This window comes from Pseudomonas sp. PA-1-6B, from assembly GCF_021609545.1.
Lineage (GTDB): Bacteria > Pseudomonadota > Gammaproteobacteria > Pseudomonadales > Pseudomonadaceae > Aquipseudomonas > Aquipseudomonas fluorescens_BV.
Window position 1 is genome coordinate 36,345 of the sequence record NZ_WJZM01000019.1, and the last position, 26,809, is coordinate 63,153.

The 26,809-nt window shown below is 60.9% G+C and carries 25 protein-coding genes; 11 read left to right on the forward strand and 14 right to left on the reverse strand.

Annotated elements, in window-relative coordinates:
• Window positions 1-121: 121 nt before the first annotated feature.
• From GIV35_RS11575 to cmoB, 4 genes are read left to right on the forward strand one after another with little or no spacing between them, the layout of a single operon-like run.
• Window positions 122-511, forward strand: a complete 390-nt coding sequence (locus GIV35_RS11575; RefSeq protein WP_057976107.1) for a protease inhibitor I42 family protein — start codon at window positions 122-124, stop codon at window positions 509-511.
• A 1-nt stretch (window position 512) separates the two neighbouring features.
• Entirely contained in the window at window positions 513-1,169 is a 657-nt protein-coding gene (locus GIV35_RS11580; RefSeq protein WP_105225872.1) for a lysoplasmalogenase, read from the forward strand.
• A gap of 36 nt (window positions 1,170-1,205) precedes the next feature.
• Entirely contained in the window at window positions 1,206-1,949 is a 744-nt protein-coding gene (cmoA, locus tag GIV35_RS11585; RefSeq protein ID WP_014717080.1) for a carboxy-S-adenosyl-L-methionine synthase CmoA, read from the forward strand.
• Window positions 1,946-2,902 (forward strand): tRNA 5-methoxyuridine(34)/uridine 5-oxyacetic acid(34) synthase CmoB, encoded by a 957-nt coding sequence (cmoB, locus tag GIV35_RS11590; RefSeq protein ID WP_236264805.1) that lies wholly within the window; start codon window positions 1,946-1,948, stop codon window positions 2,900-2,902. Before cmoA ends, cmoB begins: the two co-directional genes overlap by 4 nt.
• Before the next feature lie 140 nt (window positions 2,903-3,042).
• On the opposite strand, the gene tadA is transcribed toward cmoB, so the two are convergent.
• The 10 genes from tadA to lptF all read right to left on the reverse strand — a co-directional run bounded on the left by tadA (window position 3,043) and on the right by lptF (window position 13,557).
• Window positions 3,043-3,540 carry a tRNA adenosine(34) deaminase TadA gene (gene tadA, locus GIV35_RS11595; protein ID WP_069558076.1) on the reverse strand — a complete coding sequence of 166 codons (498 nt, stop codon included), beginning with the start codon at window positions 3,538-3,540 and terminating at the stop codon, window positions 3,043-3,045.
• Complete coding sequence (locus tag GIV35_RS11600) at window positions 3,540-4,922, reverse strand: multicopper oxidase family protein (RefSeq protein WP_089041325.1); 1,383 nt, start codon at window positions 4,920-4,922, stop codon at window positions 3,540-3,542. Before GIV35_RS11600 ends, tadA begins: the two co-directional genes overlap by 1 nt.
• Before the next feature lie 225 nt (window positions 4,923-5,147).
• A complete protein-coding gene (pdxJ, locus tag GIV35_RS11605; protein ID WP_054921124.1) occupies window positions 5,148-5,891 on the reverse strand; it encodes a pyridoxine 5'-phosphate synthase in 744 nt (247 codons plus the stop codon).
• Between the two features lie 51 nt (window positions 5,892-5,942).
• A complete protein-coding gene (gene recO / locus GIV35_RS11610) occupies window positions 5,943-6,632 on the reverse strand; it encodes a DNA repair protein RecO (RefSeq protein WP_034128656.1) in 690 nt (229 codons plus the stop codon).
• Window positions 6,633-6,826: 194 nt separating this feature from the next.
• The gene (gene era / locus GIV35_RS11615; RefSeq protein WP_005785147.1) at window positions 6,827-7,729 is read right to left on the reverse strand and encodes a GTPase Era; all 903 of its coding nucleotides are present in this window, start codon (window positions 7,727-7,729) and stop codon (window positions 6,827-6,829) included.
• The gene (gene rnc, locus GIV35_RS11620; RefSeq protein WP_003188856.1) at window positions 7,722-8,411 is read right to left on the reverse strand and encodes a ribonuclease III; all 690 of its coding nucleotides are present in this window, start codon (window positions 8,409-8,411) and stop codon (window positions 7,722-7,724) included. The genes era and rnc overlap by 8 nt, the downstream gene beginning before the upstream one ends.
• A gap of 144 nt (window positions 8,412-8,555) precedes the next feature.
• Window positions 8,556-9,410 (reverse strand): signal peptidase I, encoded by an 855-nt coding sequence (gene lepB / locus GIV35_RS11625; RefSeq protein ID WP_003188855.1) that lies wholly within the window; start codon window positions 9,408-9,410, stop codon window positions 8,556-8,558.
• 5 nt (window positions 9,411-9,415) lie between these two features.
• The gene (gene lepA / locus GIV35_RS11630) at window positions 9,416-11,215 is read right to left on the reverse strand and encodes a translation elongation factor 4 (RefSeq protein WP_032877619.1); all 1,800 of its coding nucleotides are present in this window, start codon (window positions 11,213-11,215) and stop codon (window positions 9,416-9,418) included.
• A gap of 151 nt (window positions 11,216-11,366) precedes the next feature.
• A complete protein-coding gene (gene lptG, locus GIV35_RS11635) occupies window positions 11,367-12,446 on the reverse strand; it encodes an LPS export ABC transporter permease LptG (RefSeq protein ID WP_105225871.1) in 1,080 nt (359 codons plus the stop codon).
• On the reverse strand, window positions 12,439-13,557 hold the full coding sequence (gene lptF, locus GIV35_RS11640; protein ID WP_034128657.1) for an LPS export ABC transporter permease LptF: 1,119 nt from the start codon (window positions 13,555-13,557) through the stop codon (window positions 12,439-12,441). Before lptF ends, lptG begins: the two co-directional genes overlap by 8 nt.
• Window positions 13,558-13,841: 284 nt before the next feature.
• Between lptF and GIV35_RS11645 the strand changes: the two genes are divergently transcribed.
• From GIV35_RS11645 to rlmF, 5 genes are all read left to right on the forward strand, one after another.
• Entirely contained in the window at window positions 13,842-15,332 is a 1,491-nt protein-coding gene (locus GIV35_RS11645) for a leucyl aminopeptidase (protein WP_034128658.1), read from the forward strand.
• Between the two features lie 51 nt (window positions 15,333-15,383).
• On the forward strand, window positions 15,384-15,812 hold the full coding sequence (locus GIV35_RS11650) for a DNA polymerase III subunit chi (protein ID WP_223023278.1): 429 nt from the start codon (window positions 15,384-15,386) through the stop codon (window positions 15,810-15,812).
• Between the two features lie 7 nt (window positions 15,813-15,819).
• The gene (locus tag GIV35_RS11655) at window positions 15,820-16,194 is read left to right on the forward strand and encodes a DNA polymerase III subunit chi (RefSeq protein WP_198714873.1); all 375 of its coding nucleotides are present in this window, start codon (window positions 15,820-15,822) and stop codon (window positions 16,192-16,194) included.
• Window positions 16,195-16,404: 210 nt separating this feature from the next.
• Window positions 16,405-19,251: a valine--tRNA ligase gene (locus tag GIV35_RS11660; protein ID WP_054897749.1), complete on the forward strand. Its 2,847-nt coding sequence runs from the start codon at window positions 16,405-16,407 to the stop codon at window positions 19,249-19,251.
• A 239-nt stretch (window positions 19,252-19,490) separates the two neighbouring features.
• Complete coding sequence (rlmF, locus tag GIV35_RS11665) at window positions 19,491-20,507, forward strand: 23S rRNA (adenine(1618)-N(6))-methyltransferase RlmF (RefSeq protein WP_034128662.1); 1,017 nt, start codon at window positions 19,491-19,493, stop codon at window positions 20,505-20,507.
• A gap of 184 nt (window positions 20,508-20,691) precedes the next feature.
• Here the strand turns inward: rlmF and GIV35_RS11670 are convergent, their stop codons facing one another.
• The gene (locus GIV35_RS11670; protein WP_003188840.1) at window positions 20,692-20,973 is read right to left on the reverse strand and encodes an HU family DNA-binding protein; all 282 of its coding nucleotides are present in this window, start codon (window positions 20,971-20,973) and stop codon (window positions 20,692-20,694) included.
• Between the two features lie 396 nt (window positions 20,974-21,369).
• On the opposite strand from GIV35_RS11670, the gene yejK reads away from it, so the two are divergent.
• On the forward strand, window positions 21,370-22,374 hold the full coding sequence (gene yejK / locus GIV35_RS11675) for a nucleoid-associated protein YejK (protein WP_003171997.1): 1,005 nt from the start codon (window positions 21,370-21,372) through the stop codon (window positions 22,372-22,374).
• Window positions 22,374-22,724, forward strand: coding sequence for a glutaredoxin family protein (locus GIV35_RS11680; protein WP_105225868.1), 351 nt, complete (start codon window positions 22,374-22,376; stop codon window positions 22,722-22,724). Before yejK ends, GIV35_RS11680 begins: the two co-directional genes overlap by 1 nt.
• A 136-nt stretch (window positions 22,725-22,860) precedes the next feature.
• Here GIV35_RS11680 and GIV35_RS11685 read toward each other — a convergent pair whose 3' ends face one another.
• The 3 genes from GIV35_RS11685 to GIV35_RS11695 all read right to left on the reverse strand — a co-directional run bounded on the left by GIV35_RS11685 (window position 22,861) and on the right by GIV35_RS11695 (window position 26,809).
• Complete coding sequence (locus tag GIV35_RS11685) at window positions 22,861-25,101, reverse strand: TonB-dependent receptor (RefSeq protein ID WP_236264852.1); 2,241 nt, start codon at window positions 25,099-25,101, stop codon at window positions 22,861-22,863.
• A 155-nt stretch (window positions 25,102-25,256) separates the two neighbouring features.
• On the reverse strand, window positions 25,257-26,234 hold the full coding sequence (locus GIV35_RS11690) for a FecR family protein (protein WP_213153271.1): 978 nt from the start codon (window positions 26,232-26,234) through the stop codon (window positions 25,257-25,259).
• Window positions 26,231-26,809, reverse strand: a complete 579-nt coding sequence (locus GIV35_RS11695; RefSeq protein WP_236264853.1) for an RNA polymerase sigma factor — start codon at window positions 26,807-26,809, stop codon at window positions 26,231-26,233. The genes GIV35_RS11690 and GIV35_RS11695 overlap by 4 nt, the downstream gene beginning before the upstream one ends.

A 26,809-nucleotide genomic window follows, 5' to 3' on the forward strand; every position in this document is an offset into this window, starting at 1 on the left:
CGGTCAAGTGTGGGAGCGGGCTTGCCCGCGATGGCGCCAGCCGCCATACCGCCCGCCTCTTGTCACACCTTGTCTCATCTTCGGTTATGCTCCCCCTTCGTCGTGTATTAACGGAGCCTTCATGACCGCTGCCCGCCTGCTTCTTCCCTTGAGCCTTGTCTTGCTGGCCGCATGCGCCAGTGCCCCCAAGCAAAACGTCAGCGTGGACAACCAGAGCGCCTGCCCGCTCCAGCTTAAAAACGGGCAAAACCTGATCCTCACCCTGCCCAGCAACCCCACCACCGGTTACCGCTGGGCCATCCAGGACTCCGCGGGCGGCGTGTTGCGCGCCTTGAGCCCCGAGGTCTACAGCAGCACCGAGTCCGGCGTGATCGGCGGTGGCGGCCAGTCCACCTGGCGCTTCCAGGCGTTTGCCGCAGGGCAAGGGCGTTTGCGCCTGACATCCCAGCAACCTTGGGAGCCGGAGGCCGAACCTGCCGAAACCTTTGACTGCGCCATTACGGTGAACTGATATGCCATGGCTGATCCTTGCCTTGATGGGCGCCGGCACCTTTGTCTATGGCCTGGCGACCCATGCGACGCTGCTGTGCCTGCTGGTCAAGCCACTGCCGGTGCTGGCACTGCTGGGTTGGCTGCATGACGCGCCGCCCACCGAGTATCGACGCTGGATCAGCCTGGGGTTGATTTTTTCCCTGGTGGGCGACGTGTTGCTCGCCTGGCCAGGCGACTTGTTTATCTTTGGCCTGGGCGCGTTTCTGTTCGCGCACCTGGCCTATCTCAAAGCTTATTTCAGTGACTGTCGGCGCTTGGCGCTGCTGCCGCTGGTGCTGGCCCTCGGCGTAGGCGCAATCTTGCTGAGCATCCTGATCTCCCACGGCCTCGGTGAATTGCTGATACCGGTGGTGGTTTACGCACTGGTGATCAGTGCCATGCTCTGGCGCGCGCTGGCGCGACTGGGCAGCGAGGGGCCCAAGCGTTCAGCGTGGCTGGCGGCGGCGGGTGCGGTGTCGTTTGTGGTTTCCGACGCACTGATCGGCATCAACCGGTTTGTGCTGGCGTTCGAGGCAGCGCCGTATTTGCTGATCGCCACCTACTGGCTCGGGCAGTGGGGCATCACCGCCTCGGCTTTCCATCAGACAACCCGCGCATCCGAGGGCCAACTTGGCTAAAATGCCGGCCTTTCCCCCACCGTCGCCGGAACAGCCGTGAGCAAAGAACCCGATCGCCTATTCGCCCAGCCCCTGCCCCAGGTGCCGGACTTCGCCTTTAACGAGGATGTGGTGCGGGTGTTCCCGGACATGATCAAGCGCTCGGTGCCGGGTTACCCCACCATCGTCGAGAACCTCGGCGTGCTGGCCGCGCAATTTGCCCAACCGGGTAGCGTGCTGTATGACCTGGGCTCTTCCCTGGGTGCCGTGACCCAAGCCCTGCGCCGCCATGTACGCACCGAGGGTTGCCGGGTGATCGCCGTGGATAACTCCGCCGCGATGGTCGAGCGCTGTCGCGAATACCTCAATGGCCAGGACTCGATGTTCCAGGAGTTGCTGCCCGTGGAGGTGATCGAGGGCGATATTCTCGCCCTGCAATTCAAACCCGCCTCGGTGGTGGCCCTGAACTTCACCCTGCAATTTATCGCCCCCCAGGAGCGCCTGGCGTTGCTTGGCCGCATTCGCCAGGCGCTGCTGCCGGGCGGGGCATTGATCCTCTCGGAAAAGCTGCGCTTCAACGATGTTGAAGAACACGCGCTGCTGACCGACCTGCATATCGCCTTCAAGCGCGCCAACGGCTACAGCGAGCTGGAAATCGCCCAGAAGCGCAGCGCCATCGAAAACGTCATGAAGCCCGACAGCCTCGAAGAACACCGCGAACGCCTGCTGGCGGCCGGGTTCTCGAAAGTCGTGCCGTGGTTCCAGTGTCTTAACTTTGCCTCGTTGATTGCCTTGCCATGATTGATTTGTCCCCCCTCGCCCGCCACCTGGTCGGCACTCCCCTGGCCGTGTGGGCCCAGGGCCTGCAAGCGCAGCTCGATAGCAAGATGGAAAAAGGCCATGGCGACCTGGAGCGCTGGCAGAGCGCCTTGGATGCACTGCCGAAGATCCAGCCCAACAGCGTAGATTTGCTCAACGGCCTGGCGCTGGACACCGATTGCGACGACGCCACACGCGCACAGATGTACACGGCGCTGATGGGGCTAAGCCCCTGGCGCAAAGGCCCGTTCCACCTGTTCGGTGTGCATGTGGACACCGAATGGCGTTCGGACTGGAAGTGGTCGCGGGTCGCGCCGCACCTGGACCTCAAAGGCAAGCGCATCCTCGATGTGGGCTGCGGCAACGGCTACTACATGTGGCGCATGCTCGGCGCCGGAGCCGACAGCGTGATTGGCGTGGACCCCAACTGGCTGTTCTTCTGCCAGTTCCAGGCCGTGCAGCGCTACTTGTCCGAGCCCAAGGCCTGGCATTTGCCGTTCCCGTTCGAAGACTTGCCGGCGAACCTGGAAGGCTTTGACACGGTATTTTCCATGGGTGTGTTCTACCACCGCCGCTCGCCCATCGAGCATTTGCTGGCGTTGAAGGACACCCTGGTCAAGGGCGGCGAGTTGGTGTTGGAAACATTGGTGGTGGAAGGCGACGAACAACAAGTGCTGGTGCCGGAAGACCGTTACGCCCAGATGCGCAACGTGTGGTTCCTGCCGTCGGTGCCGGCGTTGATGCTATGGCTGCGCCGTGCCGGGTTCAGTGATGTGCGGTGCGTGGATGTGAGCGTGACCACGGTTGAGGAGCAGCGTGGGACGCAGTGGATGAAGTATCAGTCGCTGAGTGATTTCCTGGACCCTGAGGATCACAGCAAGACCATTGAAGGGCTGCCGGCGCCGATGCGGGCGGTGATCATCGCTCGTAAATGACCCCACTCTCGTCCTGAAAAAATGGAGATCAAAGGTGGGAGCTGGCTTGCCTGCGATAGCGGCGGGTCAGTCAATATTGGGCTGACTGACAGATTGCTATCGCAGGCAAGCCAGCTCCCACATTGATATTTCAGTGTTCTTTAGAGTGGTGGCTTGGCTCGTCGGGCTTTGAAGAACTCGCTCAGGACAGCCCCACACTCCTCGGCCAATACCCCGCCTTCAAACAACACCCGATGGTTAAGAAAACCCTGGGTAAAAAACTGCCCCTGGCTTTGCACGATGCCCGCCTTCGGCTCCAGCGCGCCATACACCACCCGCGCAACCCGCGAATGCACGATCAAACCCGCGCACATGCTGCACGGTTCCAGCGTCACATACAGCGTGCTGCCCACCAGCCGATAGTTGCTGATCGCTTGTGCAGCGGCGCGGATCGCGACCATTTCGGCATGGGCGCTGGGGTCGTTGCCACTGATGGGGCAGTTGAAGCCGCGGCCGATGATTTCACCGTCCTGCACCAGCACCGCACCCACCGGCACTTCGCCCAATGCAGCGCCTTGGGCGGCGAGCGCCAGGGCTTCGCGCATAAAGTCCTGGTCGCGGCTGCGGTCGATAATCGCGGCGGGGCGAATCTGGCGCATCACGCCACCTCGATGGCGGCCATCAGGCCGGTTTCCATGTGGTCGATCACATGGCAATGGAACATCCACACCCCTGGGTTATCCGCCACCAAAGCCACGCGGGCGCGTTCGTTCTTGCCCAGCAGGTAGGTGTCGGTGAAATACGGGATCACCTTGTGGCGGTTGGACGCAAGCACCTTGAAGCTCATGCCGTGCAGATGGATCGGGTGCTGGTACTGGGTCATGTTCTTCAATTCGAAAATGTAGCTCTTGCCCTTCTCCAGCTTGGCAATCGGGCGGTCGGCGCAGGTCTTGTCGGTGATATCCCAGGCCTGGCCGTTGATCTGCCACAGGCTGGGCGGCTTGCCGTTTTCGACATTGACCGACACCGAGCCGACCCATTCGAAATTGAAGTTGAGTTTCTCGGCATTGGCCAGGTCTGGCTCGGCAACCGGGTTGGCCGGCAGTGCCGGTGGCCATGCGGTAGGCGCGTCGGTATTGGCGACAGAGCGGAAGGTGCCAAGGCGCACCGGGCCGTTGCGCAGCGACAGTTCTTCGCCCGCCGGTGGCGCCTTGATCGCCAGGCAAATGCGCATGCCCGGGCCCAGCCAATATTCCTTGCCCAACGGGCGCGGCTCGATGGGGTTACCGTCCAGGGCATAGATCTGCGCTTCGACGCCAGGAATATTGAGGCGATAAGTCAGGGTGTTGTCGAGGTTGAGCAGGCGCACGCGAGTGATTTGCCCGGCAGGTAGCTCGATGACTGCCTGGGGCACGCCATTGATAGTCGAGAGCCGCCCGGCCGTGCCGCCACGCGCCGCTTCACGGGGGATGCTGAACTCGACAAATGCGCCCTCTTCGTCGATGTGCCAGTTCTTCAGGCTCAAGGTGCGTTCGTACTGGAAACCGGTGGGTTCGCGCTCTTCCACGATCAACGGGCCGACGAGGCCACGGCCGAGTTCTTCGCTGCTGCTCACGTGAGGGTGATACCAGTAGCTGCCAGCATCGGGCACGCGGAATTTGTAGTCGAAGTATTCGCCAGGCAGCACCGGCAATTGCGAGACGTAGGGCACGCCGTCCATCTCCAGCGGCAGGCGGATGCCGTGCCAGTGGATGGTAGTGGCGACTGGCAGATGGTTGATAAAGCGCACCCTCAGCCATTCGCCTTGGCGCACCCGCAACTCGGTGCCCGGCGCCGATGGGCCGAACGCCCAGGCCTGGGTCTTGTGCCCTGGCACCAACTCTACGTCCAGGGGCGCGGCGATCAGCTCGTAATCGTGCCCCGCCTCGGACTCAGCGACTTTCCCCAGCCAGTAGCGGTAGCCACCGCCGGCACCGACGCCTACTACGGCCAGGCCAGCAAGACCACCCAGGATTTGTCGACGGGAAAAGGATCGGGACACAACAACCTCGCGTATCTGCCGCAGGCCAAGGGCCCGCAAAGGGCTGATACGATACACCTGCGTCGGCTAAACAGTAAGGCTTCGCATTGCCGCACATTGAAAACACCGAAGACTCATCGTGTGGGAGCTGGCTTGCCTGCGATTGCAGTGGGCCAGCTACGAATACGTAAACTGACGCTCCGCTATCGCAGGCAAGCCAGCTCCCACATTGATCTTCATTGTTTATCAGTGCTTGGCAGCGGCCAGAATCAGGGCTTTCATCTCGGCCACTGCGCCTTTGAAACCGACGAACAACGCGTGCGCCACCAGGGCGTGGCCGATGTTCAGTTCGTTGATGCCCTTGATCGCAGCCACGGCTTCGACGTTGTGGTAATGCAAGCCATGGCCGGCATTGACGATCAAGCCTTCGTTGAGCCCGCAGTTCACGCCGTCGATGATGCGTTGCAGCTCGTCGGCCACTTCGGTCGGCGTGGTGGCATCGGCATAACGACCAGTGTGCAACTCGATCGCCGGGGCGCCGACACGGCGTGAGGCTTCGATCTGGCGTTCGTCGGCATCGATAAACAGCGAGACTTCGCTGCCGATCCGCGACAGGCGCTCCACCGCGGCCTTGATCCGCGCTTCCTGGCCGGCGACGTCGAGACCGCCTTCGGTGGTCAACTCCTGGCGGGTTTCCGGTACCAGGCAGATATGCGCCGGGCGGATGCGCTCGGCGAACGTCATCATTTCTTCGGTCACGCCCATTTCGAAGTTCATGCGGGTTTGCAGCACGTCCTTGAGCAGCAGTACATCGCGCTCCTGGATGTGGCGGCGGTCTTCGCGCAGGTGCACGGTGATGCCGTCGGCGCCCGCTTCTTCGGCGTCCAGCGCGGCCTTGACCGGGTCAGGGTAACGGGTGCCCCGGGCCTGGCGCAGGGTGGCGACGTGGTCGATGTTGACGCCAAGAAGAATGCGATTGCTGGTGGTCACGGAAGCGCTCCTGAAAAGGGAAAGAATCGGTGCACAGCATACACGGGGATGTCAGGGCTTTCGAAACAACTCGCGACTGACCAGCGGCCGCCCGCCCAGGTGCACGGCCAGGGCCTGGCGCATCAGGCGCTTGGCGGCGGACAGCGCACCGGGAGCGTGCCAGTCGGCTTCGCTCATGGCCAGCAGTTCGGTGCCCTGAAACAGGCCGGGCTGCAGCAGGTACACGCGCTCAAGCCCCGCGTCGACTTGCAGGCGATACATGCCATCGGCGGCGATGGGCTCGCCGTGCAAGTCGTTGGCCAGTTCGAAGCCGTAGCCAAGGTCGTCGAGCAAACGCCATTCGAAAGCGCGCAGCAGCGGTTCCAGCGGACGGCCTTCAGCGAGGGCCAGCAAGGTGGCAGCGTAGTGATCGAAGACCGCCGGGTGCGGGTCTTCGGCGGGCAACAGGCGAATCAGCAGTTCGTTGAGGTAAAGGCCGCTGAACAGCGCATCGCCATTCAGCCAGGCCGAGGTGCCAACGCTTTCCAGGCGGCCGACGTTTTTCAGCTCGCCCTTGCCGCGAAACTCCACGTCCAGCGCCACGAACGGCCGCGCCAAGGTGCCCGCCTTGCCCCGTGCGCTGCGCAAGACTGCACGCAGTCGGCCTTGGGGCGTGAGGAAGTCCACCAACGCACTGGTTTCGCGGTAGGCGCGGCTGTGCAGGACGTAGGCGGGTTGGCTGGGGGGTGGGGATTGCGACATGAGACGGGGAATCTCTAAAGAAGGAGAGCGCTTGTGTGGCGAGGGAGCTTGCTCCCGCTGGGCTGCGAAGCAGCCCCTCTAGCAGCCACCGAGTTATACCTGAAAAACCTCGTCGACCTTGTTGGGGCCGCTCCGCGGCCCAGCGGGAGCAAGCTCCCTCGCCACAGCAAGCCCGCCAGTCACTGTGCAACCCGTTACAGGTCGCCATAGCCCAGAGAGCGCAACGCACGCTCATCATCGGACCAGCCACCCTTAACCTTCACCCACAGGTTGAGCATGATCTTGGAGTCGAACAGCAGCTCCATGTCCTTGCGCGCTTCGGTGCCGATGCGCTTGATACGCTCGCCCTTGTCGCCAATGATGATTTTCTTCTGGCCGTCGCGTTCGACGAGGATCAGCGCATGAATGTGCAAGGTCTTGCCCTGCTGCTTGAACTCTTCGATTTCGACGGTGATCTGGTACGGCAGCTCGGCGCCCATCTGGCGCATGATTTTCTCGCGGACCAGTTCGGCGGCAAGGAAGCGGCTGCTGCGGTCGGTGATCTGGTCTTCCGGGAAGAAGTGCTCGTTTTCCGGCAGATAACCGGCGATCACGCGCTCCAGGGCTTCGAGGTTGTGGCCGTGCTGGGCCGAGATCGGCATGATCTGGGCGTTCGGCAGTTGTTCCTGCAACCAGGTCAGGTGCGGCATCAGCTCGGCTTTGTCTTCGATACGGTCGGTCTTGTTCAGCGCGACGATCAACGGGCCGGTCACGTATTGCACACGCTCTAGCACCATCTGGTCTTCGTCGGTCCACTTGGTGCGGTCGACCACGAAGATCACCACGTCGACGTCTTTCAACGCGGCCGAGGCGGTCTTGTTCATGTAGCGGTTCAGGGCTTTCTCGCCACCTTTGTGCATGCCAGGGGTATCGACATACACCGCTTGCACGTTGCCTTCGGTCTTGATGCCCAGCATGTTGTGGCGGGTGGTCTGGGGCTTGCGCGAGGTGATCGCGAGCTTCTGGCCGAGGATGTGGTTGAGCAACGTGGACTTGCCCACGTTCGGGCGGCCGACGATGGCAACATAGCCACAGCGTGTTGCGGTTGAATCAGTCATGGCCATTCTCCACGCCCAGGGCAATCAGTGCTGCAGCGGCCGCTACCTGTTCGGCAATACGACGGCTCACACCCTGACCTCGGCTTTTTTCGTTCAATAAGGTGATTTCACATTCCACGAAGAACACCCGGCAATGGGGTTCGCCCTGGATATCCACCACTTCGTAGCGTGGCAGTTCGCAACCGCGGGACTGCAGGTACTCTTGCAGGCGAGTCTTGGGATCCTTGTTGGTATCTACCAGCGTCAGGCTTTCGATTTCCGAGGCCAGCCAGGCGACAACGCGCTCCTTGGCCGTCTCCATGCCTGCATCGAGGTAGATCGCACCGATCAAGGCTTCCAGCGCATCAGCCAGGATTGACTCGCGACGGAAACCGCCGCTTTTCAACTCACCGGAACCCAGCCGCAGGTACTCGCCCAGGCCAAAGCCTCGGGCCAGCACGGCCAGGGTCTCGCCTTTCACAAGGCGTGCGCGCAGGCGCGACAGCTGGCCTTCTCGCGCTTGGGGGAAGCGCTCGAACAGCGCCTCGCCGGCGGCGAAATTGAGGATAGCGTCACCGAGGAATTCCAGGCGCTCGTTATTGCGCCCTGCAAAGCTGCGGTGTGTGAGGGCAAGGACCATCAATTCCTGGTCCTTGAAGGTGTAGCCGAGCTGACGCTCGAGACGACTTAGAGAAACGGTCACGGTTTATCCATATCTAGTTGATGGCACCGGCGGCCATCGACGATTGACGCAGTGTTCAAATTCAAATCCTGATGGGTACCGGGCATCGGAAAATGTCCAAGCCCCAGAAAAGCATTCGGCGCTGTGTTCACAGCGCCGCTTGTATTACTTGATCAGCCCGACCCGCGAGAAGTTCGGCAGGTGGCTGAGCTTGGGCTCCGGCCAACTCATCCAGACCGCGAAGGCTTTGCCGACAATGTTCTCGTCGGGCACCATGCCCAGCAGGTCCTTGGGAATGTTGGGGTCATCCCAGTAGCGGCTGTCGTTGGAGTTGTCGCGGTTGTCGCCCATCATGAAGTAGTGCCCGGCAGGCACTTTCCACTGGCCATCCGGCATCGCACGGTAGCGGCTCATTTCCTTGCGGATTTGGTGCTCCACCGCACCGAGTTTTTCCTGGTACAACTCGGCGCTACCCAAGGTATTCGGCTCGGCGCCCAACAGCTTCTCGGCCACCGACTCACCATTGATGAACAGGCGCTTGTCGCTGGTGTAGCGCACCACGTCGCCCGGCAGGCCGACGACTCGCTTGATGTAGTTGACGTTCGGGTCGCTTGGGTAGCGGAACACCATCACATCGCCGCGCTGCGGGTCACCCACCGGGATGACTTTCTTGTCGATCACCGGCAGGCGAATGCCGTAGGAAAACTTGTTCACCAGGATGAAGTCGCCCACGTCCAGGGTGGGTTTCATCGACCCCGAAGGGATCTGGAACGGCTCTACCAAAAACGAGCGCAACACCAGCACGATGAACAACACCGGGAAGAACGACTTGCCGTACTCAACCAGCAAGGGCTCTTTGTTCAGCTTCTCGACCACCACCGCATCGGGCTGGCTGACGCTGCCCTGATAGGAAGCGATGGCCGCCCGACGACGCGGGGCGAAGAACACCAGATCGAGCAACGCCAGGAGACCACAGACGGCAACGGCAATGACCAGCAACAGCGGGAAATTTAGTGACATAGGACCTAACTATCCAACCTGAGCACCGCAAGGAAGGCTTCTTGTGGAACTTCCACGTTGCCTACTTGCTTCATGCGTTTTTTACCAGCCTTTTGCTTCTCAAGCAGCTTGCGCTTACGGCTTACGTCACCGCCGTAGCATTTGGCCAGTACGTTCTTTCTGAGAGCCTTGACGGAAGTCCGTGCAATGATCTGCCCGCCGATGGCGGCCTGGATCGCGACGTCGAACATCTGGCGCGGAATCAGTTCTTTCATCTTCTCGGTCAGTTGGCGACCTTTGTAGTGCGCGTTGTCCTTGTGCACGATCAGTGCCAAGGCATCTACCTTGTCGCCGTTGATCAGCACATCCAGTTTCACCAGATTAGCCGATTGGTAACGATCGAAATGGTAGTCCAGCGAAGCATAGCCGCGACTGGTGGACTTGAGACGGTCGAAGAAGTCCAGGACCACTTCGTTCATCGGCATATCGTAGGTCACTTGTACCTGGGTACCGAGGAACAGCATGTCGCGCTGCACGCCACGTTTTTCGATGCACAGGGTAATGACGTTGCCCAAGTGTTCCTGCGGTACCAGGATATTGGCCCGCACGATCGGCTCGCGCATGTCTTCGATGGCCGACAGGTCCGGAAGCTTGGAGGGGTTGTCGACGTAAATCGTTTCACCAGTTTTGAGCAGCAACTCGAAAATAACGGTTGGCGCGGTGGTGATCAGGTCCAGGTCGTATTCGCGCTCGAGGCGCTCCTGGATGATCTCCATGTGCAGCATGCCCAGGAACCCGCAACGGAAGCCGAAGCCCAGGGCGTCGGAGCTTTCCGGGGTGTACTGCAACGACGAGTCGTTGAGGGTCAGTTTTTGCAGGGCTTCGCGGAAATCTTCGAAGTCATCGGAGCTGACCGGGAACAGGCCGGCGTAGACCTGTGGCTGGATGCGCTTGAAGCCGGGCAGCACGTCGACGTCTGGCGTGGAGCTCAGGGTCAGGGTGTCACCCACTGGTGCACCGTGAATATCCTTGATGCCAGCGATGATGAAGCCTACTTCACCGGCTTTCAGATCAGTGGTCGCGGTGTGTTTCGGGTTGAATACACCGACGCTGTCCACCAGGTGGATCTTGCCGGTGGACTTGACCAGGATCTTGTCGCCCTTCTTCACACGGCCATGGCGCACGCGTACCAGGGAAACAACGCCCAGGTAGTTGTCGAACCAGGAGTCGATGATCAACGCTTGCAGCGGATCTTCGTAGTTGCCGGTCGGCGCGGGAATGGTGTGCACCAGGCGTTCGAGCACTTCGTCGACACCCAGGCCGGTCTTGGCGCTGCAGGTGACGGCGTCGGTGGCGTCGATGCCGATGATCTTCTCGATCTCTTCCTTGACGCGCTCAGGCTCGGCCTGGGGCAGGTCGATCTTGTTGAGCACGGGCATGACTTCCAGGCCCTGCTCGATCGCGGTGTAGCAGTTGGCAACCGACTGCGCCTCGACGCCCTGGCCGGCATCGACCACCAGCAACGCACCTTCACAGGCCGCCAGCGAACGGCTGACTTCGTAGGTGAAGTCAACGTGGCCTGGGGTGTCAATGAAGTTCAGTTGGTAAGTAATGCCGTCTTTGGCCTTGTAGTACAGCGTGACGCTGTGGGCCTTGATGGTGATCCCGCGCTCGCGTTCGAGGTCCATGGAATCCAGTACCTGGGCTTCCATTTCACGCTCGGCAAGGCCGCCGCACATCTGGATAAATCGATCGGCCAGCGTCGACTTGCCATGGTCAATGTGGGCGATGATGGAGAAATTGCGGATATGACTCAAATCACTCACGGATCAACACTCAAAAAGGCTGCAGGCAGATTGCCCGCTGAAAAATAGCCGGGAATTGTACCTGATGCTCAGGCCAGACGTCATCTTTGCTGACCAGAACAAAAATGCCCCACTCACGGGAGCGGGGCATTTTTTGTGCATAAGCGCGACTTCAACCCGCCCGGCGCAGCAGCCAGAACCCGGCCACGGCACAAATAGCTGTTGGCACCAGCACCGCAAACAGTGGCGAGAAGCCGAATACCAGGCTCGACGGCCCAAGCAAGTCCTGGGCGATGCGGAAGGTGAAGCCCACCAGCACACCGGTGAATACCCGCTGGCCCAGGGTCACGGAGCGCAACGGCCCGAAAATGAAGGAGATCGCCATCAACACCAAGGCCGCGGTAACCACCGGTTGCAAGACTTTCACCCAGAACGCCAGCCAGTAGCGGCCATTGTTCAAACCCTGCTCCTTGAGGTAGTGGATATAGCTCCACAAACCGGAGATCGGCAGGGCTTCCGGCACCATGACCACGGTGTTGAGCAATTCCGGCTTGAGGGCGATATCCCACTGCTCGGTCGGCACATTGACCACTTCGGTGCTGGACTGGGTGCCCTGGCCCACGTTACGGAAGTGCGTGGTGGTGACGTCGCTCAGTTGCCATTGCTCGCCACTGTACTGCGCGCGCTTGGCGAAGCTGGACGACAACATGTGCCGTTCTTTGTCGAAGGTGTAGCGGGTCACCCCGATCAACAGGCCACCCGGCTGCACGGCGTTGATGTGGATGAACTCGTCACCCTGGCGGTGCCACAGGCCGTGCTTGGCGCTTTGCGCATCGCCCGAACCCTGGGCCAGGGCGCGATTGGCCTGGGCGGTAGCTTCGGACGGTGGCGCAACGTATTCACCGATCAGCACGCTGCAGGCCATCAGCAGCAGCATCGGCTTCATCACCGCCCAGACGATACGGCCGATGGAAACCCCGGCGGCGCGCATGATGGTCAGCTCGCTGTTGCTGGCCAGGGTACCCAGGCCGATCAGACAGCCAATCAGCGCGGCCATTGGCATCATGTCGTAGAGGCGGCGCGGCGCGGTCAGTGCGACGTAGCTCAGCACGTCCGTGACTGTGTAAGTGTCAGTAACATTGCCCACTTCATCAATGAAGGCGAACAGCAAGGCCAGGCCGAGAATGATGCCCAGTACGGCCAGGATGGCGATCAGTACGCTAATGCCGATGTAGCGATCAAGCTTAGCCACGGGCCAACTCCTTCAGGCCACGACGGCTCTTCATTTTCAAACGGATAGGTTCCCAGTAGAGCAGCCCCAGGCCGATCATCAGGAAAACCCCGTGCACCCACCACAGGCCCAAGGCCGGTGGCAACTTGCCCTTCTCCAGGGAACCACGGGCAGAAATCAGGATGGTCAGGTAGGCCATGTACAGCAGGATCGCTGGCAGCAACTTGAGGAAACGCCCTTGGCGCGGGTTGACGCGCGACAGCGGCACGGCCATCAGGGTCACGATAAACACCAGCAGCGGCAGGGACAGGCGCCATTGCAACTCGGCGATGGAGCGCAACTCCGGGCTGCCGAACAGCGATGAGGTGGGCAGTGCGTCGCGGTCGGTGACCTCGTCACTGATCTCGGCCTTGGGCAGCATGACGCCATAGGTGTCGTACTTGATCGCCCGATAATCCGCCAGGCCAGGGCTGCCGTCGTAGCGGTAGCCGTTTTCCAGGATCAGGTAGCGATTGCCATCGGGACGGATTTCCTGGCGACCGCTGTCGGCCACCAGGATCGAAATACCCCGATCCTTCTGGTTCTGACCGAGGTTCTTCTGGGAGATGAACACGCCGCCAAGGTTGGAGCGGTCGTCGGTCATGGTTTCGGTGTAGGTCACCCGCGAACCGTCGCTGAGCGACTGGAAGCGACCGGGCTCGAGGGTGTCGAACTCAGTCATCGCATCCTGCTTGTTCAGCAGCAGCTGGAACTGCATGGCCCCCTGGGGCGCCAGGCTCATGCTCAACCAGGCCACCACCAGGGCAACACCGGCGGCAGGCACCATGGTCATGGCCAGCAGGCGCTGCTGGCTCATGCCGGTGGCCGACAGCACGGTCATCTCGCTTTCCAGGTACAGCCGGCCATAGGCCAGCAATATGCCGAGAAACAGGCCAAGCGGCAGGATCAACTGGAGCATGCCGGGCATCCGGTAGCCCATGATCAGGAACAGTGAGCCCGGGTCCAGGGCGCCAGCGGCGGCTTGGGCCAGGAACTTGACGAAACGACCACTCATGATGATGACCAGCAACACCGCACTCACGGCACTCAGGGTCAACAGGACTTCGCGGGACAGATAACGGAAGACAATCAAACCAGACACTCCAGGGTTGTCAGGCTAAGGCGGCCAAACAAGCAAGCATACCGAGTCGACCCGTTTACCACGGGCCGGCTAAAAAGATGGCGCATTATCCTGTGATTGACCGCGCCTGTCACGGAGCTTACTCATGCGCACGCACAAAGCATGCGCCAAGGGTTGTCAGGCTCCGCTGGCGAGGTTCAAACTGCGGCCTTTGTCGCTGGCGGTTTACAACGCTGCCGAGCTTTAAAGCCGGAGTACAAGCTCCCGGCTCACAGACCTTGATAAGGGACCCGAAAATGGAATTGGTTGTAAAAAGCGTTAGCCCCGAAACGTTGAAAACCGCCACCCTCGTGGTCGCTGTCGGCGAAGGCCGCACACTCGGCGTCGCCGCCAAGCAACTGGACGAACTGAGCGGCGGCGCTATCAGCGCAGTGCTCAAGCGCGGCGACCTGGCCGGCAAGGTCGGTCAGAGCCTGTTGCTGCAGAGCCTGCCAAACCTTAAAGCCGAGCGCGTTTTGCTGGTGGGCGTGGGCAAGGATGCCGAACTGGGCGACCGTCCGTTTCGCAAGATCGTCAGCGGTATCCTCACCACCCTCAAGGGCCTGGGCGGCAGCGATGCGGTGCTGGCGCTCGATGAAATCGTGGTCAAGGGCCGCGACAGCTACGGCAAGACCCGCCTGCTGGCCGAGTCGCTGGTGGACGGCGGCTATATTTTCGACCAGTTCAAGAGCCAGAAAGCCGAACCTCGCGCCCTGAAGAAAATCACCCTACTGACCATCAAGGCTGCCCAGGCTGAAGTCCAGCGCGCCGTCACCCACGCCCAGGCCATCGCCAACGGTATGTCGTTCACTCGCGACCTGGGCAACCTGCCGCCGAACATCTGCCACCCGACATTCCTGGGCGAACAGGCCAAGGCATTGGGCAAAGAGTTCAAGGGCCTGAAGGTTGAAGTGCTGGACGAGAAGAAGATCAAGGACCTCGGCATGGGCTCGTTCTATGCCGTGGGCCAGGGCAGCGACCAGCCGCCACGCCTGATCGTGATGCAATACAACGGCGGCAAGAAGTCCGAGAAGCCTTACGCCCTGGTAGGTAAAGGCATTACCTTCGATACCGGCGGCATCAGCCTCAAGCCCGGTGCGGGCATGGACGAGATGAAGTACGACATGGGCGGCGCCGCCAGCGTGTTCGGCACCCTGCGTGCCGTGCTGGAACTCAAGCTGCCGATCAACCTGGTGTGTATTTTGGCCTGTGCCGAGAACATGCCGAGCGGCGGCGCGGCTCGCCCAGGCGATATCGTCACCACCATGAGCGGCCAGACTGTGGAGATCCTCAACACCGACGCCGAAGGTCGCCTGGTGCTGTGCGACGCGCTGACCTACGCCGAGCGCTTCAAGCCCCAGGCGGTGATCGACATCGCTACCCTGACCGGCGCGTGCATCGTTGCCCTGGGCTCCCACACCTCGGGCCTGCTGGGCAATAACGACGAACTGATCGAGCAACTGCTCAGCGCCGGCAAGGCCGCCGACGACCGCGCCTGGCAACTGCCGCTGTTCGATGAATACCAGGAACAACTGGACAGCCCGTTCGCCGACATCGCCAACATTGGCGGCCCGAAAGCCGGCACTATCACAGCGGCCTGCTTCCTGTCACGCTTTGCCAAGAACTTCAACTGGGCTCACCTGGACATCGCCGGCACGGCCTGGACCAGCGGCGGCAAGGACAAGGGCGCCACTGGCCGTCCGGTACCCCTGCTGACCCAATACCTGCTGGATCGCGCCAAGGCCTGAAACTGAAGATGCCGGGGCGGCCATCCCGCCGCCCCGGTCTCAGGAACCGCAATGACCCAAGTCGACTTCTATATATTGCCCAGCGCCGATCCTCTCGCGCGCCTGGATTTTGCCTGCAAACTCACCGAAAAAGCCTGGCGCATGGGCCACCGCATCTACCTGCATTGCAGCGATGCCGCCCAACGCGATGAGCTGGATGCACGCCTGTGGCGCTTCAAGGGTGAAAGTTTCGTGCCCCACGGCCCCGCCGAATCCGAACCCGAAAGCCTGGTAGTCCTGGGTTTGGGAAACAATTGCGGCGATCACCATGACCTGCTGGTCAACCTTGACCTGAAAGTACCGGCCTTTGCCAAGGCATTCGCCCGTGTGGCGGAAGTGGTGGTGGAAGACCCGGCTATTCGTCAGGCTGCGCGGGAGAGTTTCCGTTTCTACCGTGAACAGGGCTATCCTCTGCAAGATCACCGGCTACAACGACTTTGAGTACATGATGGACACTCCCAACCCGCTGAAAAAAGACGACCACCTGCTGGATGACCTGGAGTCGATCCGTCAGTTGCTGGGTGATGACAACCTGCAACCGCCGCTGCTGACCGAGACGGTCGAGGGTGAGGTTCAGATTCCGCTGTTGTTCGACATGGTCGGCGGCAAGCCTGCCGCGCCGGCACCTGCGATTGCAGAACCCGCTCCAGCCGCCGAAAAAGCCCCCGACGCCCTGCTGCTGCACCTGGACAACGAACTGCGCGCCGCTGCGCAATTGATCATGCAGGATGTGATCGATGACTTTGCGCCGCATATCGAGGCCGAGATCAAGCGTCGGATGGATGCGCGGATGGAGCGGTTGCTCAGCCAATACCAGAACTGAAAGTGCCCCCCATCCTTGTGGGAGCTGGCTTGCCTGCGATGGCGGCGCATCAGTCGCCGAAGATGCTGACTGAGACACCGCCATCGCAGGCAAGCCAGCTCCCACATTAATTCTGCATCGGTCTTAACCGTCTTCGCCTCGCCCTCGCCCCTATCCCCCGTTATACTTGCCGGCTTTCCTGAATAAATGCCAACTAGGGTCCCGCCGCGCATGGATAAGACCTACCAGCCCCACGCTATCGAAACTTCCTGGTACAACACCTGGGAGTCCGAGAACTATTTCGCCCCACAAGGTGCGGGCGACTCGTACACCATCATGATTCCGCCACCGAACGTCACTGGCAGCCTGCACATGGGCCATGGCTTCAACAATGCGATCATGGATGCGTTGATCCGCTTCCGCCGCATGCAGGGTCGCGACACCCTGTGGCAACCGGGCACCGACCACGCCGGTATCGCCACCCAGATGCTGGTGGAACGCCAACTGGAAGCCACCGGCCAGAACCGTCACGACCTGGGTCGCGAGAAATTCCTGGAGAAAGTCTGGGAATGGAAAGACCAGTCCGGCGGCAATATCAGCCGTCAGATCCGTCGCCTGGGTTCGTCCGTAGACTGGAGCCGCGAGCGCTTCACCATGGACGACGGCCTGTCCGAAGCCGTTAAGGAAGCCTTCGTGCGCTTGCATGAAGACGGCCTGATCTACCGCGGCAAGCGCCTGGTCAACTGGGACACCAAGTTGCACACGGCCATTTCCGACCTTGAAGTGGAAAACCACGACGAAAAAGGCTTCCTGTGGAACCTCAAGTACCCGCTGGCCGACGGCGCCAAGACCGCTGAAGGCAATGATTACCTGATCGTCGCCACCACGCGTCCGGAAACCATGCTCGGCGATGCCGCCGTCGCCGTTAACCCGAACGACGAGCGCTACCAGGCGCTGATCGGCAAATTCGTCGAACTTCCACTGGTTGGCCGCCGTATCCCGATCATCGCGGATGACTATTGCGACCCTGAGTTCGGCACCGGCTGCGTGAAAATCACCCCGGCCCACGATTTCAACGACTACGAAGTCGGCAAGCGCCATAACCTGCCGCTGCTGAACATCTTCGACAAAAATGCCGCCGTATTGCCAGCCTGCCAGGTGTTCAACCTGGACGGCACGCTCAACGACAGCATCGACGGCAAGATCCCGGCCGAATACGCAGGCCTCGACCGTTTTGAAGCGCGCAAGCAGATCGTAGCTGCCTTCGACGCTGCCGGTTTGCTGGTCAGCGTTGACGACCACGGCCTGAAAGTGCCGAAGGGCGACCGCTCCGGCACCGTGATCGAGCCGTGGCTGACCGACCAGTGGTACGTGTCCACCAAGCCGCTGGCAGAACCTGCGATTGCCGCCGTGGAAGATGGCCGCATCCAGTTCGTGCCCAAACAGTACGAGAACATGTACTTCTCGTGGATGCGCGACATCCAGGACTGGTGCATCAGCCGTCAGCTGTGGTGGGGCCATCGTATTCCGGCGTGGTACGACGAATCGGGCAAGGTCTATGTAGGCCGCGACGAGGCCGAAGTGCGTGCCAAGCACAACCTCGGCGCGGACATCGCGCTGCAACAGGACAACGACGTACTGGACACCTGGTTCAGTTCGGGCCTGTGGACCTTCTCGACCCTGGGCTGGCCGCAGCAGACCGAGTTCCTGAAGAAATTCCACTCCACCGACGTGCTGGTCACCGGCTTCGACATCATTTTCTTCTGGGTTGCCCGGATGATCATGCTCACCATGCACCTGGTGAAGAACGAAGACGGCACCCCGCAGGTACCGTTCAAGACCGTGTACGTACACGGCCTGGTACGCGACGGCCAGGGCCAGAAGATGTCCAAGTCCAAGGGCAACGTCCTGGATCCGCTGGACATCATCGACGGCATCGACCTGGAAACCCTGGTGCAGAAACGCACCTCGGGCCTGATGCAGCCGAAACTGGCGAAAAAGATCGAGAAGCAGACCCGCGACGAATTCGCCGACGGCATCGCCAGCTACGGCACCGACGCCCTGCGCTTCACCTTCTGCTCGCTGGCCTCCACCGGTCGCGACATCAAGTTCGACATGGGCCGCGTCGAAGGCTATCGCAACTTCTGCAACAAGATCTGGAACGCGGCGCGCTACGTGCTGGACAAAGGCGAAGACTGCGGCCAGAACGGCGAAGCCTATGAGCTGAGCCTGGCGGATCGCTGGATCATCTCGCAGTTGCAGCGCACCGAAGCCGAAGTGACCCGCCAGCTCGACCAGTTCCGTTTCGACCTGGCCGCACAGGCCCTGTACGAGTTCATCTGGAACCAGTATTGCGACTGGTACCTGGAACTGTCCAAGCCGGTACTGTGGGACGAAAACGCGCCGGTCGAACGCCAGCGCGGCACCCGTCGCACCCTGGTGCGCGTGCTGGAAGTGGCGTTGCGCCTGGCGCACCCGTTCATGCCGTTCATCACCGAAGAAATCTGGCAGCGCCTGGCGCCGCTGGCCGGTATCGAAGGCAAGACCATCATGCTGCAACCTTGGCCGGTGGCCAACGAAGCGCGCATCGATGAGGCCGCCGAAAGCGACATCGAATGGCTCAAGACCCTGATGCTCGGCACACGCAACATCCGCGCCGAGATGAACATCGGGCCGGGCAAGCCGCTGGCCGTGTTCGTGAAGAACGCCAGTGCCGAAGACCAGCGTCGCCTCAGCGAGAACGATGCGCTGCTCAAGAAACTGGCCAAGCTGGAGTCGATCACCGTATTGGCTGCCGATGCCGAAGCACCGTTGTCTGCCACCGCGTTGGTGGGTGATATGGAAGTGCTGGTGCCGATGGCCGGCCTGATCGACAAGGGCGCGGAACTGGCCCGCCTCGACAAGGAAATTGCGCGCCTGCAAGGCGAAGTGCAGCGAGTGGGCGGCAAGCTGTCCAACGCGGCGTTCGTTGACAAGGCGCCAGCTGAAGTGATCGAGAAAGAACGCGCCAAGTTGGCCGAGGCTGAACAGGCCTTGGGCAAGCTGGCGGAGCAACATGCGCGAATTTCCAGCCTGTAAGGGGAAACCGTGTAGAGAAAGAGGCCTTCGGGCCTCTTTTTTTTGTCCAGGAAAACCACACCATTTCCCAATTAAAACCCTATCCCTGTAGGAGCTGGCTTGCCTGCGAGACTGACGACTCGGTGTATCAGGCAGACCGAGGTGATGCTATCGCAGGCAAGCCAGCTCCCACATTTGACCGAGTTGTGTTCAGGAATGTGTGACAATGCCCACCACATTGAGCCAACACCAGAATCATCATGACCGCCCCCACTACGCCCAAACCACCGCGCAAGAAGCCTAAAACCGCCGCCACGGCCAAACCCGTCGCGCCGCGCAAAGAGGCCACACTGCACCCGCGCAACCGCCACACGGGCCGTTACGACTTCCCGGCGCTGATCAAGACCACGCCGGAACTGGCGCAGTTCGTGATCATCAACCCCTACGGCAAAGAGAGCATCGACTTCGCCAGCCCGGATGCGGTGCGGGTGTTCAACCGGGCACTGTTGAAGTCTTTCTACGGCATCCAGCATTGGGACATCCCTGCCGACTACCTGTGCCCACCGGTGCCGGGGCGTGCCGACTACGTGCACTTCCTCGCCGACCTGCTGGCCAGCGTCAACGACGGCAAGATCCCGCGGGGCTCGATCGTCAAGGTGCTGGACATCGGTATGGGCGCCAACTGCGTGTACCCGCTGATTGGCTATATGGAGTATCGCTGGAACTTCCTGGGCTCGGAGGTCGACCCGATCGCCGTGTCCGCCGCCAAGGCCATCGTGCAGTCCAACGACCTGAGCAAGGTCATCCAGCTGCGCCAGCAACCCAACCCCAAGCAGATCCTGTTGGGCCTGCTGGAGCCGGGTGAGCGCTTTGACCTTACGATGTGCAACCCGCCGTTCCATGCATCCATGGACGAAGCCACCAAAGGCAGCGAGCGTAAATGGCGCGCCTTGGGCAAGGCCGACCCGAAACGCAAGTTGCCGGTGCTTAACTTCGGTGGTCAATCGGCCGAACTGTGGTGTGAAGGTGGCGAAGCGCGATTTGTGACGCAACTGATCGCCGAGAGCGCGCATTTTGCCCATAAAGTGCTGTGGTTCAGCACCCTGGTGTCCAAAGCGTCCAACCTGCCGGCGATCGAAACCGCGCTGAAAAAAGCCGGCGTGCTGGAAAGCCAGGTGGTGGAGATGTCCCAGGGGCAGAAGCAGAGCCGCTTTGTGGCCTGGACATTCCAGACCAAGAACGAGCAGCAGATCTGGCGCCAGCGCTGGGTTCGATAAGAATCATTGTGGCGAGGGAGCTTGCTCCCACTGGGCAGCGCAGCGGCCCTAAAATCCTGGGAGCGCTGCGCACTCCAGCGGGAGCAAGCTCCCTCGCCACAATAACCGCGCTCTACACTCAAATCGCAGGCAATAAAAAACCGTGCCCGGATCACTCCGAAGCACGGTTTTTTTTTGCTGCGTCTTACTTGTTAACAGCGTCGGTCAGGCCTTTAGCCACAACCAGCTTGATAACTTTCTTGGCAGCGATTTCGATGGCAGCGCCAGTCGAAGGGTTACGGCCAGTACGGGCAGGACGCTCGGTCACTTTCAGTTTGCCAACGCCTGGCAGAGTGATTTCGCCGCCATTTTCCAGCTGATCAGCAACAACTTGGCTCAGTTGGTCCAGCAGAGCGCGCACGGTAGTTTTCGGTGCGTCTACTGCTTCAGCCAGGTCAGCGATCAGTTGGTCTTTAGTAATAGCCATTGTGGTGTTCCTTCCCTATCAAATTCATATGGATTGCAGAGTGCAGTGTCAGCCGTCGAGCCCGACCGTCATGGCCTGGCATCCCCGGCCATAACCACGGAGATCGGGGTTATAGATGCTTGAAACGGGGATTGGTTCGACCTGACAAATGCTGAATGCACGCTTAACGCCGAGACTTGGCGTAAGACGGGGCAAAACTAGCACAGAGACGGGGAAATATCCGCCTCAACATACCCATTTGGTCAGCTTTATCGCTCTAAACCGTGAAAAAAAGGCATATGGCCAGTGGGAGGGCGTGCAAAATGCCGTTCGGGGCACGTCTTGACCAATGGGTGCGGTACACTGGGCGACTTTTCGGGGAGGCCAACCGCTCCCCTTCAACCAGCCGAGAAGCCTATGCCGATCCGTCATTGCATCGTCCACCTGATCGACAAAAAACCCGACGGCACACCCGCAGTTCTTCACGCCCGCGACTCGGAGCTGTCCGAGTCCGCCGCCATCGAGAACATGCTTGCCGACCTCAACGAGAGCTACAACGCCAAACAAGGCAAGGCCTGGGGTTTCTTCCATGCCGAGTCCGGCGCGCACCCGTTCAGCGGTTGGTTGAAGGAATACTTTGACGGTGGCCAGGACTTCACCACCTTCAGCCGCACGGCGGTAGAGCACCTGCAAAAGCTGATGGAGGAATCCAACCTCTCCACCGGCGGCCATGTGCTGTTTGCCCATTACCAGCAAGGCATGACCGACTACCTGGCTATCGCCCTGCTGCACCACAGCGAAGGCGTGGCAGTGACCGACGAGCTGGACGTGACGCCCTCGCGTCACCTGGACCTGGGCCAACTGCACCTGGCGGCGCGTATCAACGTCTCCGAGTGGCAGAACAACAAGCAGTCCAAGCAGTACATCTCCTTCATCAAAGGCAAGAACGGCAAGAAGGTCTCGGAGTACTTCCGCGACTTTATCGGCTGCCAGGAAGGCGTGGATGGCCCGGGCGAAACCCGCACCCTGCTCAAGGCGTTCAGCGATTTCGTTGAAAGCGAAGACCTGCCCGACGAGTCCGCCCGCGAAAAAACCAAGACCCTGGTGGACTACGCCAGCAGCCAGGCCAAGCTCGGCGAACCCATGGGCCTGGAAGAGCTCTCCGGGCTGATCGATGAAGATCGGCCAAAAGCCTTCTACGACCATATCCGCAACAAGGATTACGGCCTGTCGCCGGAGATTCCGGCCGACAAACGCACCCTCAACCAGTTCCGGCGTTTCACCGGGCGCGCCGAGGGCCTGTCCATCAGCTTTGAAGCGCACCTGCTGGGCGACAAGATCGAGTACGACGAAGCCGCCGGCACCTTGATCATCAAGGGCCTGCCGACCCAACTGACCGACCAGCTCAAGCGCCGTAACTGATGCTGGGCGGGGTGCTCAAGAAAGTCCTGCTGGTGTTGCTGGTGGTGGTTGCGATCCAGAACTGGGGCAAGGTGGAGCGGCTGTTCAACCCGTCCCAGGTGGCGCCCGAGCACGTACGTGCCTCTGCGCGGGTGGTGCTCTATGCCACCGAGTGGTGTGGGTACTGCAAGCAGATCCGGCGTTTTCTGGACCAGAAGGGTATCCCGTACCAAGCCGTCGATATCGAGAAGGATGCCCAGGCGCGCAAGGCGTATGAGGCACTGGGCGGTGGCGGGATTCCGTTTGTGGATGTAAACGGCACCTTGATTCGCGACTACGACCCCGAAGCAATCATGGCCGCATTGAAGTAACAGGCAATCAAATGTGGGAGCTGGCTTGCCTGCGATGGCGGTGTAACAGGTTCAATACCGGTGACTGACACACCGCTATCGCAGGCAAGCCAGCTCCCACACACGTCAGCTCTGCACATTGGGTTGTGTGGTGGCCTTAGAAGTTGGCTTCCAGAGACACCATCGCGGTGCGCTCTTCGCCGACGTTGTAATACGCCGTGCCCGCCCCCAGCCCGTTGACCGGCGCCGAGTTGAACGCCACGGTACGCGCCGAGCTCAAGTACTCCTTGTCGAACACGTTGAGCATCGAAAACCGCAGTGCCGCCGACTTGATGACCTTCTTATCCACCGGCAAATAAATACCCGCATTCAGGTCAAACACGGTACGGCCTTCGATCTTCTCCTTGTTGGTCAAATCGCCATAGAAGCTGCCGACATATTTGCCTGCAATGTTGCCGTAGAACCGCGAATCGTCATACCCGAACACCAGGTTGAACATGTTTTCCGGCACGTTGGCCAATTGCTTGCCCGAGGTTGGTAGCAGCACGTTCTTGCTGAGCAGGTCGTCCTTCTGCTCAGACTGGGTGTACGTATAGGACGCGTAGTAATTGAAGTTGTGCGGCAACAGGCCGCTCCATTCCAGCTCCAGGCCTTTGTTATCGACAGTGCCGACGTTGAGCACCATGTAGTCACCGCTGGCGTCGGTGGTAGAGACCTGGCGATCCTTGAGGCTGATGTAGAACAGGGTCGCACTCAAGGCCATATCGTCTTCGGTGTAGCGCCAGCCCAGTTCCTGGTTCCAGCTCAACTCGGACTTGAGGCTGACGGAGTCGCCCTTGTTGTACAGCACGTAGTTGGGCGGCGTGCGCATATTGCGGGTGACGTTGTAGAACGCCTGGTTGCTTTCATCGACCTGGTACTTGGCGCTGAAGTTGGGCAGGAACTGGTGGTAGCGGGTGTTACGCTTTTCCGGCGTGTCGTACAGGCTGCCGAGGTTGTTGCCGTCACGCTCGACATATTGGTAGGCCACGCCGCCAACAAAACTAAGGTCCGGTGTGGCTTGCCAGTTGTCCTGTACCCAGAGCTTCTGCGCGGGAGTGACGGTGTAGTAGTGGCGGCCCTGGACCGTAGCGCCGTTTTTGTCGACCACCTGGCCGCCGCTGCTGTAATCGCCCCACACATCGTCGGGGGCACCTTCGTTGTTAATGCCGATAAAGGGCTGGGTCTGGCGCTGGCGTGCGCGTTCGTACCAGTAGCCATAGTCCAGGCTGTGTTCTTCGTTGATGTCCCACTTCATTTTCGCCGTGAAGCCAGGGCGCCAGGTCTCGGTCCACGAAGGGCGGTAATAGTTGGCCGATTGCAGGTTACTCAGGTCGTAGTTGCCGGCCTTGTCGGACCTGGGCCCCAGGTTGGAAGCCGTCTGGCCGCTGAAGCTGCCACCGTTGGCCCAGTAGTAATACGGCGTGAGCGTCAGCGACAAATTGTCCTGCAGTTGCCAGCGCTGGGTCAGCGTGGCGTTGACGCTTTCGAATGGGTTGCGGTTGAGCTTGTAGGACGCCGACAGCAAACCAGCCTTGTACACCGGGCTTTGCGCGTAATCCTTACGCCGTCCTTCGGTGTCGAACTGCGCCTTGCTAAGGCTGTTGTAGTTGTAGTTTTCCTGCTTGTTGTACTTGATCGTGGCCAATGTGGAGTTGCCGTTATCCCCTTCGAACAGGCTGCTCCACTCGATTTTGTCGCTGCGCAGAGTGCCCTTGCCGCGCCATTTGTCACCTTCCAGGTGGGATGCCGACACCCAGGTTTTCAGGCCCCCCAAGTCACCGGTGTTCGCTCGCACGAAGGTCTTGCGCAGGGCGTTGGCACCGACGATCTGTTTGGCGAAAACTCCGGCGTCCTTGCTCGGCCGGATGGTGATCATGCCAATGTTGCCGCCGCTGGAGCCGATGTGCGGGCCGTCGGCCTCGGAGGAACCTTGGGTGGCGAACACTTCGGCCAGGTTTTCCGGGTCGCCTAACTGATTGGAGTACACACTGTAGTTGCCCGAATCGTTGATCGGCACGCCGTCCACCGAGACGCCGACCTGGTCGGAACTCATGCCCCGCATGGTAAAACTGGTGCCACTGGTGCCGCTGGCGTCATCACTGGAAACGTTGATGCCCGGCGTGTACTTGAGCTTGTCGATGGCGTTGGCGGTGGCCGACATTTCGTCCATGGCTTGCTTGGTCACCGTCGAGCGTGCCTTGGCACTTTCTTCGAGAATCATGTGGCCGCTGCCAAGAGTTTGCTTGCCGGCGATGTTCACCAAGCCTACATCCTGGGCATCATCGGCCAAAACCAGCGGCGCAAAGCCGCCCAGGCCCGATGCGAGGAGCAGGGCATAAAGAGTGTTGTGGTTCACGTGTAGATCCCTTACTGACATTGTTGTGTTGTATGGGGCAGATGCGAGCTTCCTGACCACTTGTTCAGGAACCCAGGGATGATCCATGGCACGTGTAACCGTTTGGTGACAGGTTTTGGCGATTGCGATGAAGGTTCGATGAAGGCGCTGCAGGCCTAGCGCAGCACAATCATGCGGCCCAACAGGCTGTGCTGTTCAAAACCCAGCACCGCTTGCAAGGCGTTCAAGACCGCTACAGGGTCCTGGTTCGGAAAGCTGCCGCTGACGCGTTTGGCGGCCATGTCCTCGTTAAGCAGAAGAATTCGACCGGGGTAATAACGCCTCAGGTCCTCGACCACATCGGCCAGGGGGGCCTTGTAGTAGTTGAGCCAACCCTCGCGCCAGGCCAGGCGTGAGGCGCTGTCGACCCCATGCAAAGGGTCGGCAATACCATCGGCGTAGGCCACTTGCTGGCCTGCTGTCAGCACCTGTTGCTGGCCCTGTTTGGAGGGCGTCACGCCCACACGGCCGGACAGCACGGTGACCTCGGCGCCGTCAGGTTGCAGGCGCACTTCAAACTGCGTGCCCAGTACTCGCGTTTCACCGCCGCTCGCCTCCACCACGAAGGGTTGGCCGGTGTGGGTCACACTGAAAAAACCTGCACCACGGCGCAATTGGATGTGCCGTTCGCCCTGGCTGAAATCCACGGCGATCGCACTGTCGGCGTCGAGGGTGACCTTGGATTGATCGGCCAGGGTGAAGGTCTTCACCTCCCCCGGCGCCGTCACATAATCGGCGCCCCACTCATCGACCCAGCGTGACGGCTGCCAACCGGCGCCCATCGACACCATCAGCAGCAGGCAGGCAGCGACGGCCAAGGCACCAGACCAACGCGCTACCCGGGGGCGTTTGGAGGCGTTGATCGTGTTGAGGTAGCCCTGCAAGGCGAGCGCGTCCTCATCGGCCAGTTGCCGCGCCGGTACTTCGCTTAATTCCCAGAGCACCTGGGCTTGGGAGTATGCCTCGACGTGTGCGGGATCTGCGCGTAACCAGCGGCTGAACGTGGCCTGGTCGCCGCTGCTGGGCTGGTCATGCAGCAGGCACAACCAATCGAGCGCGGCCTGTTCCTGGGCGGGCGTGGGCGTGACGTTCACGGGGCGTTCCCTGGCGTGCGTGGAGGCGATGGTTCGCGAAGGCTGGCCTTGCAGGCTTCGAGGGCGCGCATCATATGTTTTTCCACGGCGCTTTGGGACAGGCCCATGGCCTTGGCAATTTCGGCGTACTTGCGGCCGTGGATGCGGTTAAGCAGAAAAATCTGGCGGGTGCGTTCGGGCAAGCTGCGCAAGGCGGCTTCCACATGACGCAGATCATTGCCCGCCTCCAGCGCCGCCTGGGGTTCGCAGCCTTGGTGGTCGGATTGTTCCGGTAGCCAGCCTTCGCTGCTGCGCGCCCGTGCGCTTTCGCTGCGCAGGTGGTCGATGGCGATGTTGCCGGCGCAGCGCAGCAGGTAGGTGCTCAGCTCTTCGACCTGCACCAGCGGGCGACGCCAGAAGCGCAGGAACAGATCCTGCACCAGGTCGGCTGCCGTGGCGCGGCAACCCACACGGCGGCTGACCAACGCCTCCATTTGCGAGCGCTGGGACAAAAACACCTGCAGGAAATGCGCGCGTCCACCCGCTGCATCCGGGTACGGAGTGTTCTGAGGAGATTGCGGTGGTTGGGTCCTCAT

Bases quoted from the DNA above. Each gene is read 5' to 3' on its own strand.
- GIV35_RS11575 (WP_057976107.1), top strand. From the start codon at position 122: ATGACCGCTGCCCGCCTGCTTCTTCCCTTGAGCCTTGTCTTGCTGGCC.
- GIV35_RS11580 (WP_105225872.1), top strand. From the start codon at position 513: ATGCCATGGCTGATCCTTGCCTTGATGGGCGCCGGCACCTTTGTCTAT.
- cmoB (WP_236264805.1), top strand. From the start codon at position 1,946: ATGATTGATTTGTCCCCCCTCGCCCGCCACCTGGTCGGCACTCCCCTG.
- tadA (WP_069558076.1), bottom strand. From the start codon at position 3,540: ATGCGCCAGATTCGCCCCGCCGCGATTATCGACCGCAGCCGCGACCAG.
- recO (WP_034128656.1), bottom strand. From the start codon at position 6,632: ATGTCGCAATCCCCACCCCCCAGCCAACCCGCCTACGTCCTGCACAGC.
- era (WP_005785147.1), bottom strand. From the start codon at position 7,729: ATGACTGATTCAACCGCAACACGCTGTGGCTATGTTGCCATCGTCGGC.
- lepB (WP_003188855.1), bottom strand. From the start codon at position 9,410: ATGTCACTAAATTTCCCGCTGTTGCTGGTCATTGCCGTTGCCGTCTGT.
- GIV35_RS11645 (WP_034128658.1), top strand. From the start codon at position 13,842: ATGGAATTGGTTGTAAAAAGCGTTAGCCCCGAAACGTTGAAAACCGCC.
- GIV35_RS11650 (WP_223023278.1), top strand. From the start codon at position 15,384: ATGACCCAAGTCGACTTCTATATATTGCCCAGCGCCGATCCTCTCGCG.
- GIV35_RS11655 (WP_198714873.1), top strand. From the start codon at position 15,820: ATGGACACTCCCAACCCGCTGAAAAAAGACGACCACCTGCTGGATGAC.
- GIV35_RS11660 (WP_054897749.1), top strand. From the start codon at position 16,405: ATGGATAAGACCTACCAGCCCCACGCTATCGAAACTTCCTGGTACAAC.
- rlmF (WP_034128662.1), top strand. From the start codon at position 19,491: ATGACCGCCCCCACTACGCCCAAACCACCGCGCAAGAAGCCTAAAACC.
- GIV35_RS11670 (WP_003188840.1), bottom strand. From the start codon at position 20,973: ATGGCTATTACTAAAGACCAACTGATCGCTGACCTGGCTGAAGCAGTA.
- yejK (WP_003171997.1), top strand. From the start codon at position 21,370: ATGCCGATCCGTCATTGCATCGTCCACCTGATCGACAAAAAACCCGAC.
- GIV35_RS11680 (WP_105225868.1), top strand. From the start codon at position 22,374: ATGCTGGGCGGGGTGCTCAAGAAAGTCCTGCTGGTGTTGCTGGTGGTG.
- GIV35_RS11695 (WP_236264853.1), bottom strand. From the start codon at position 26,809: ATGAGGACCCAACCACCGCAATCTCCTCAGAACACTCCGTACCCGGAT.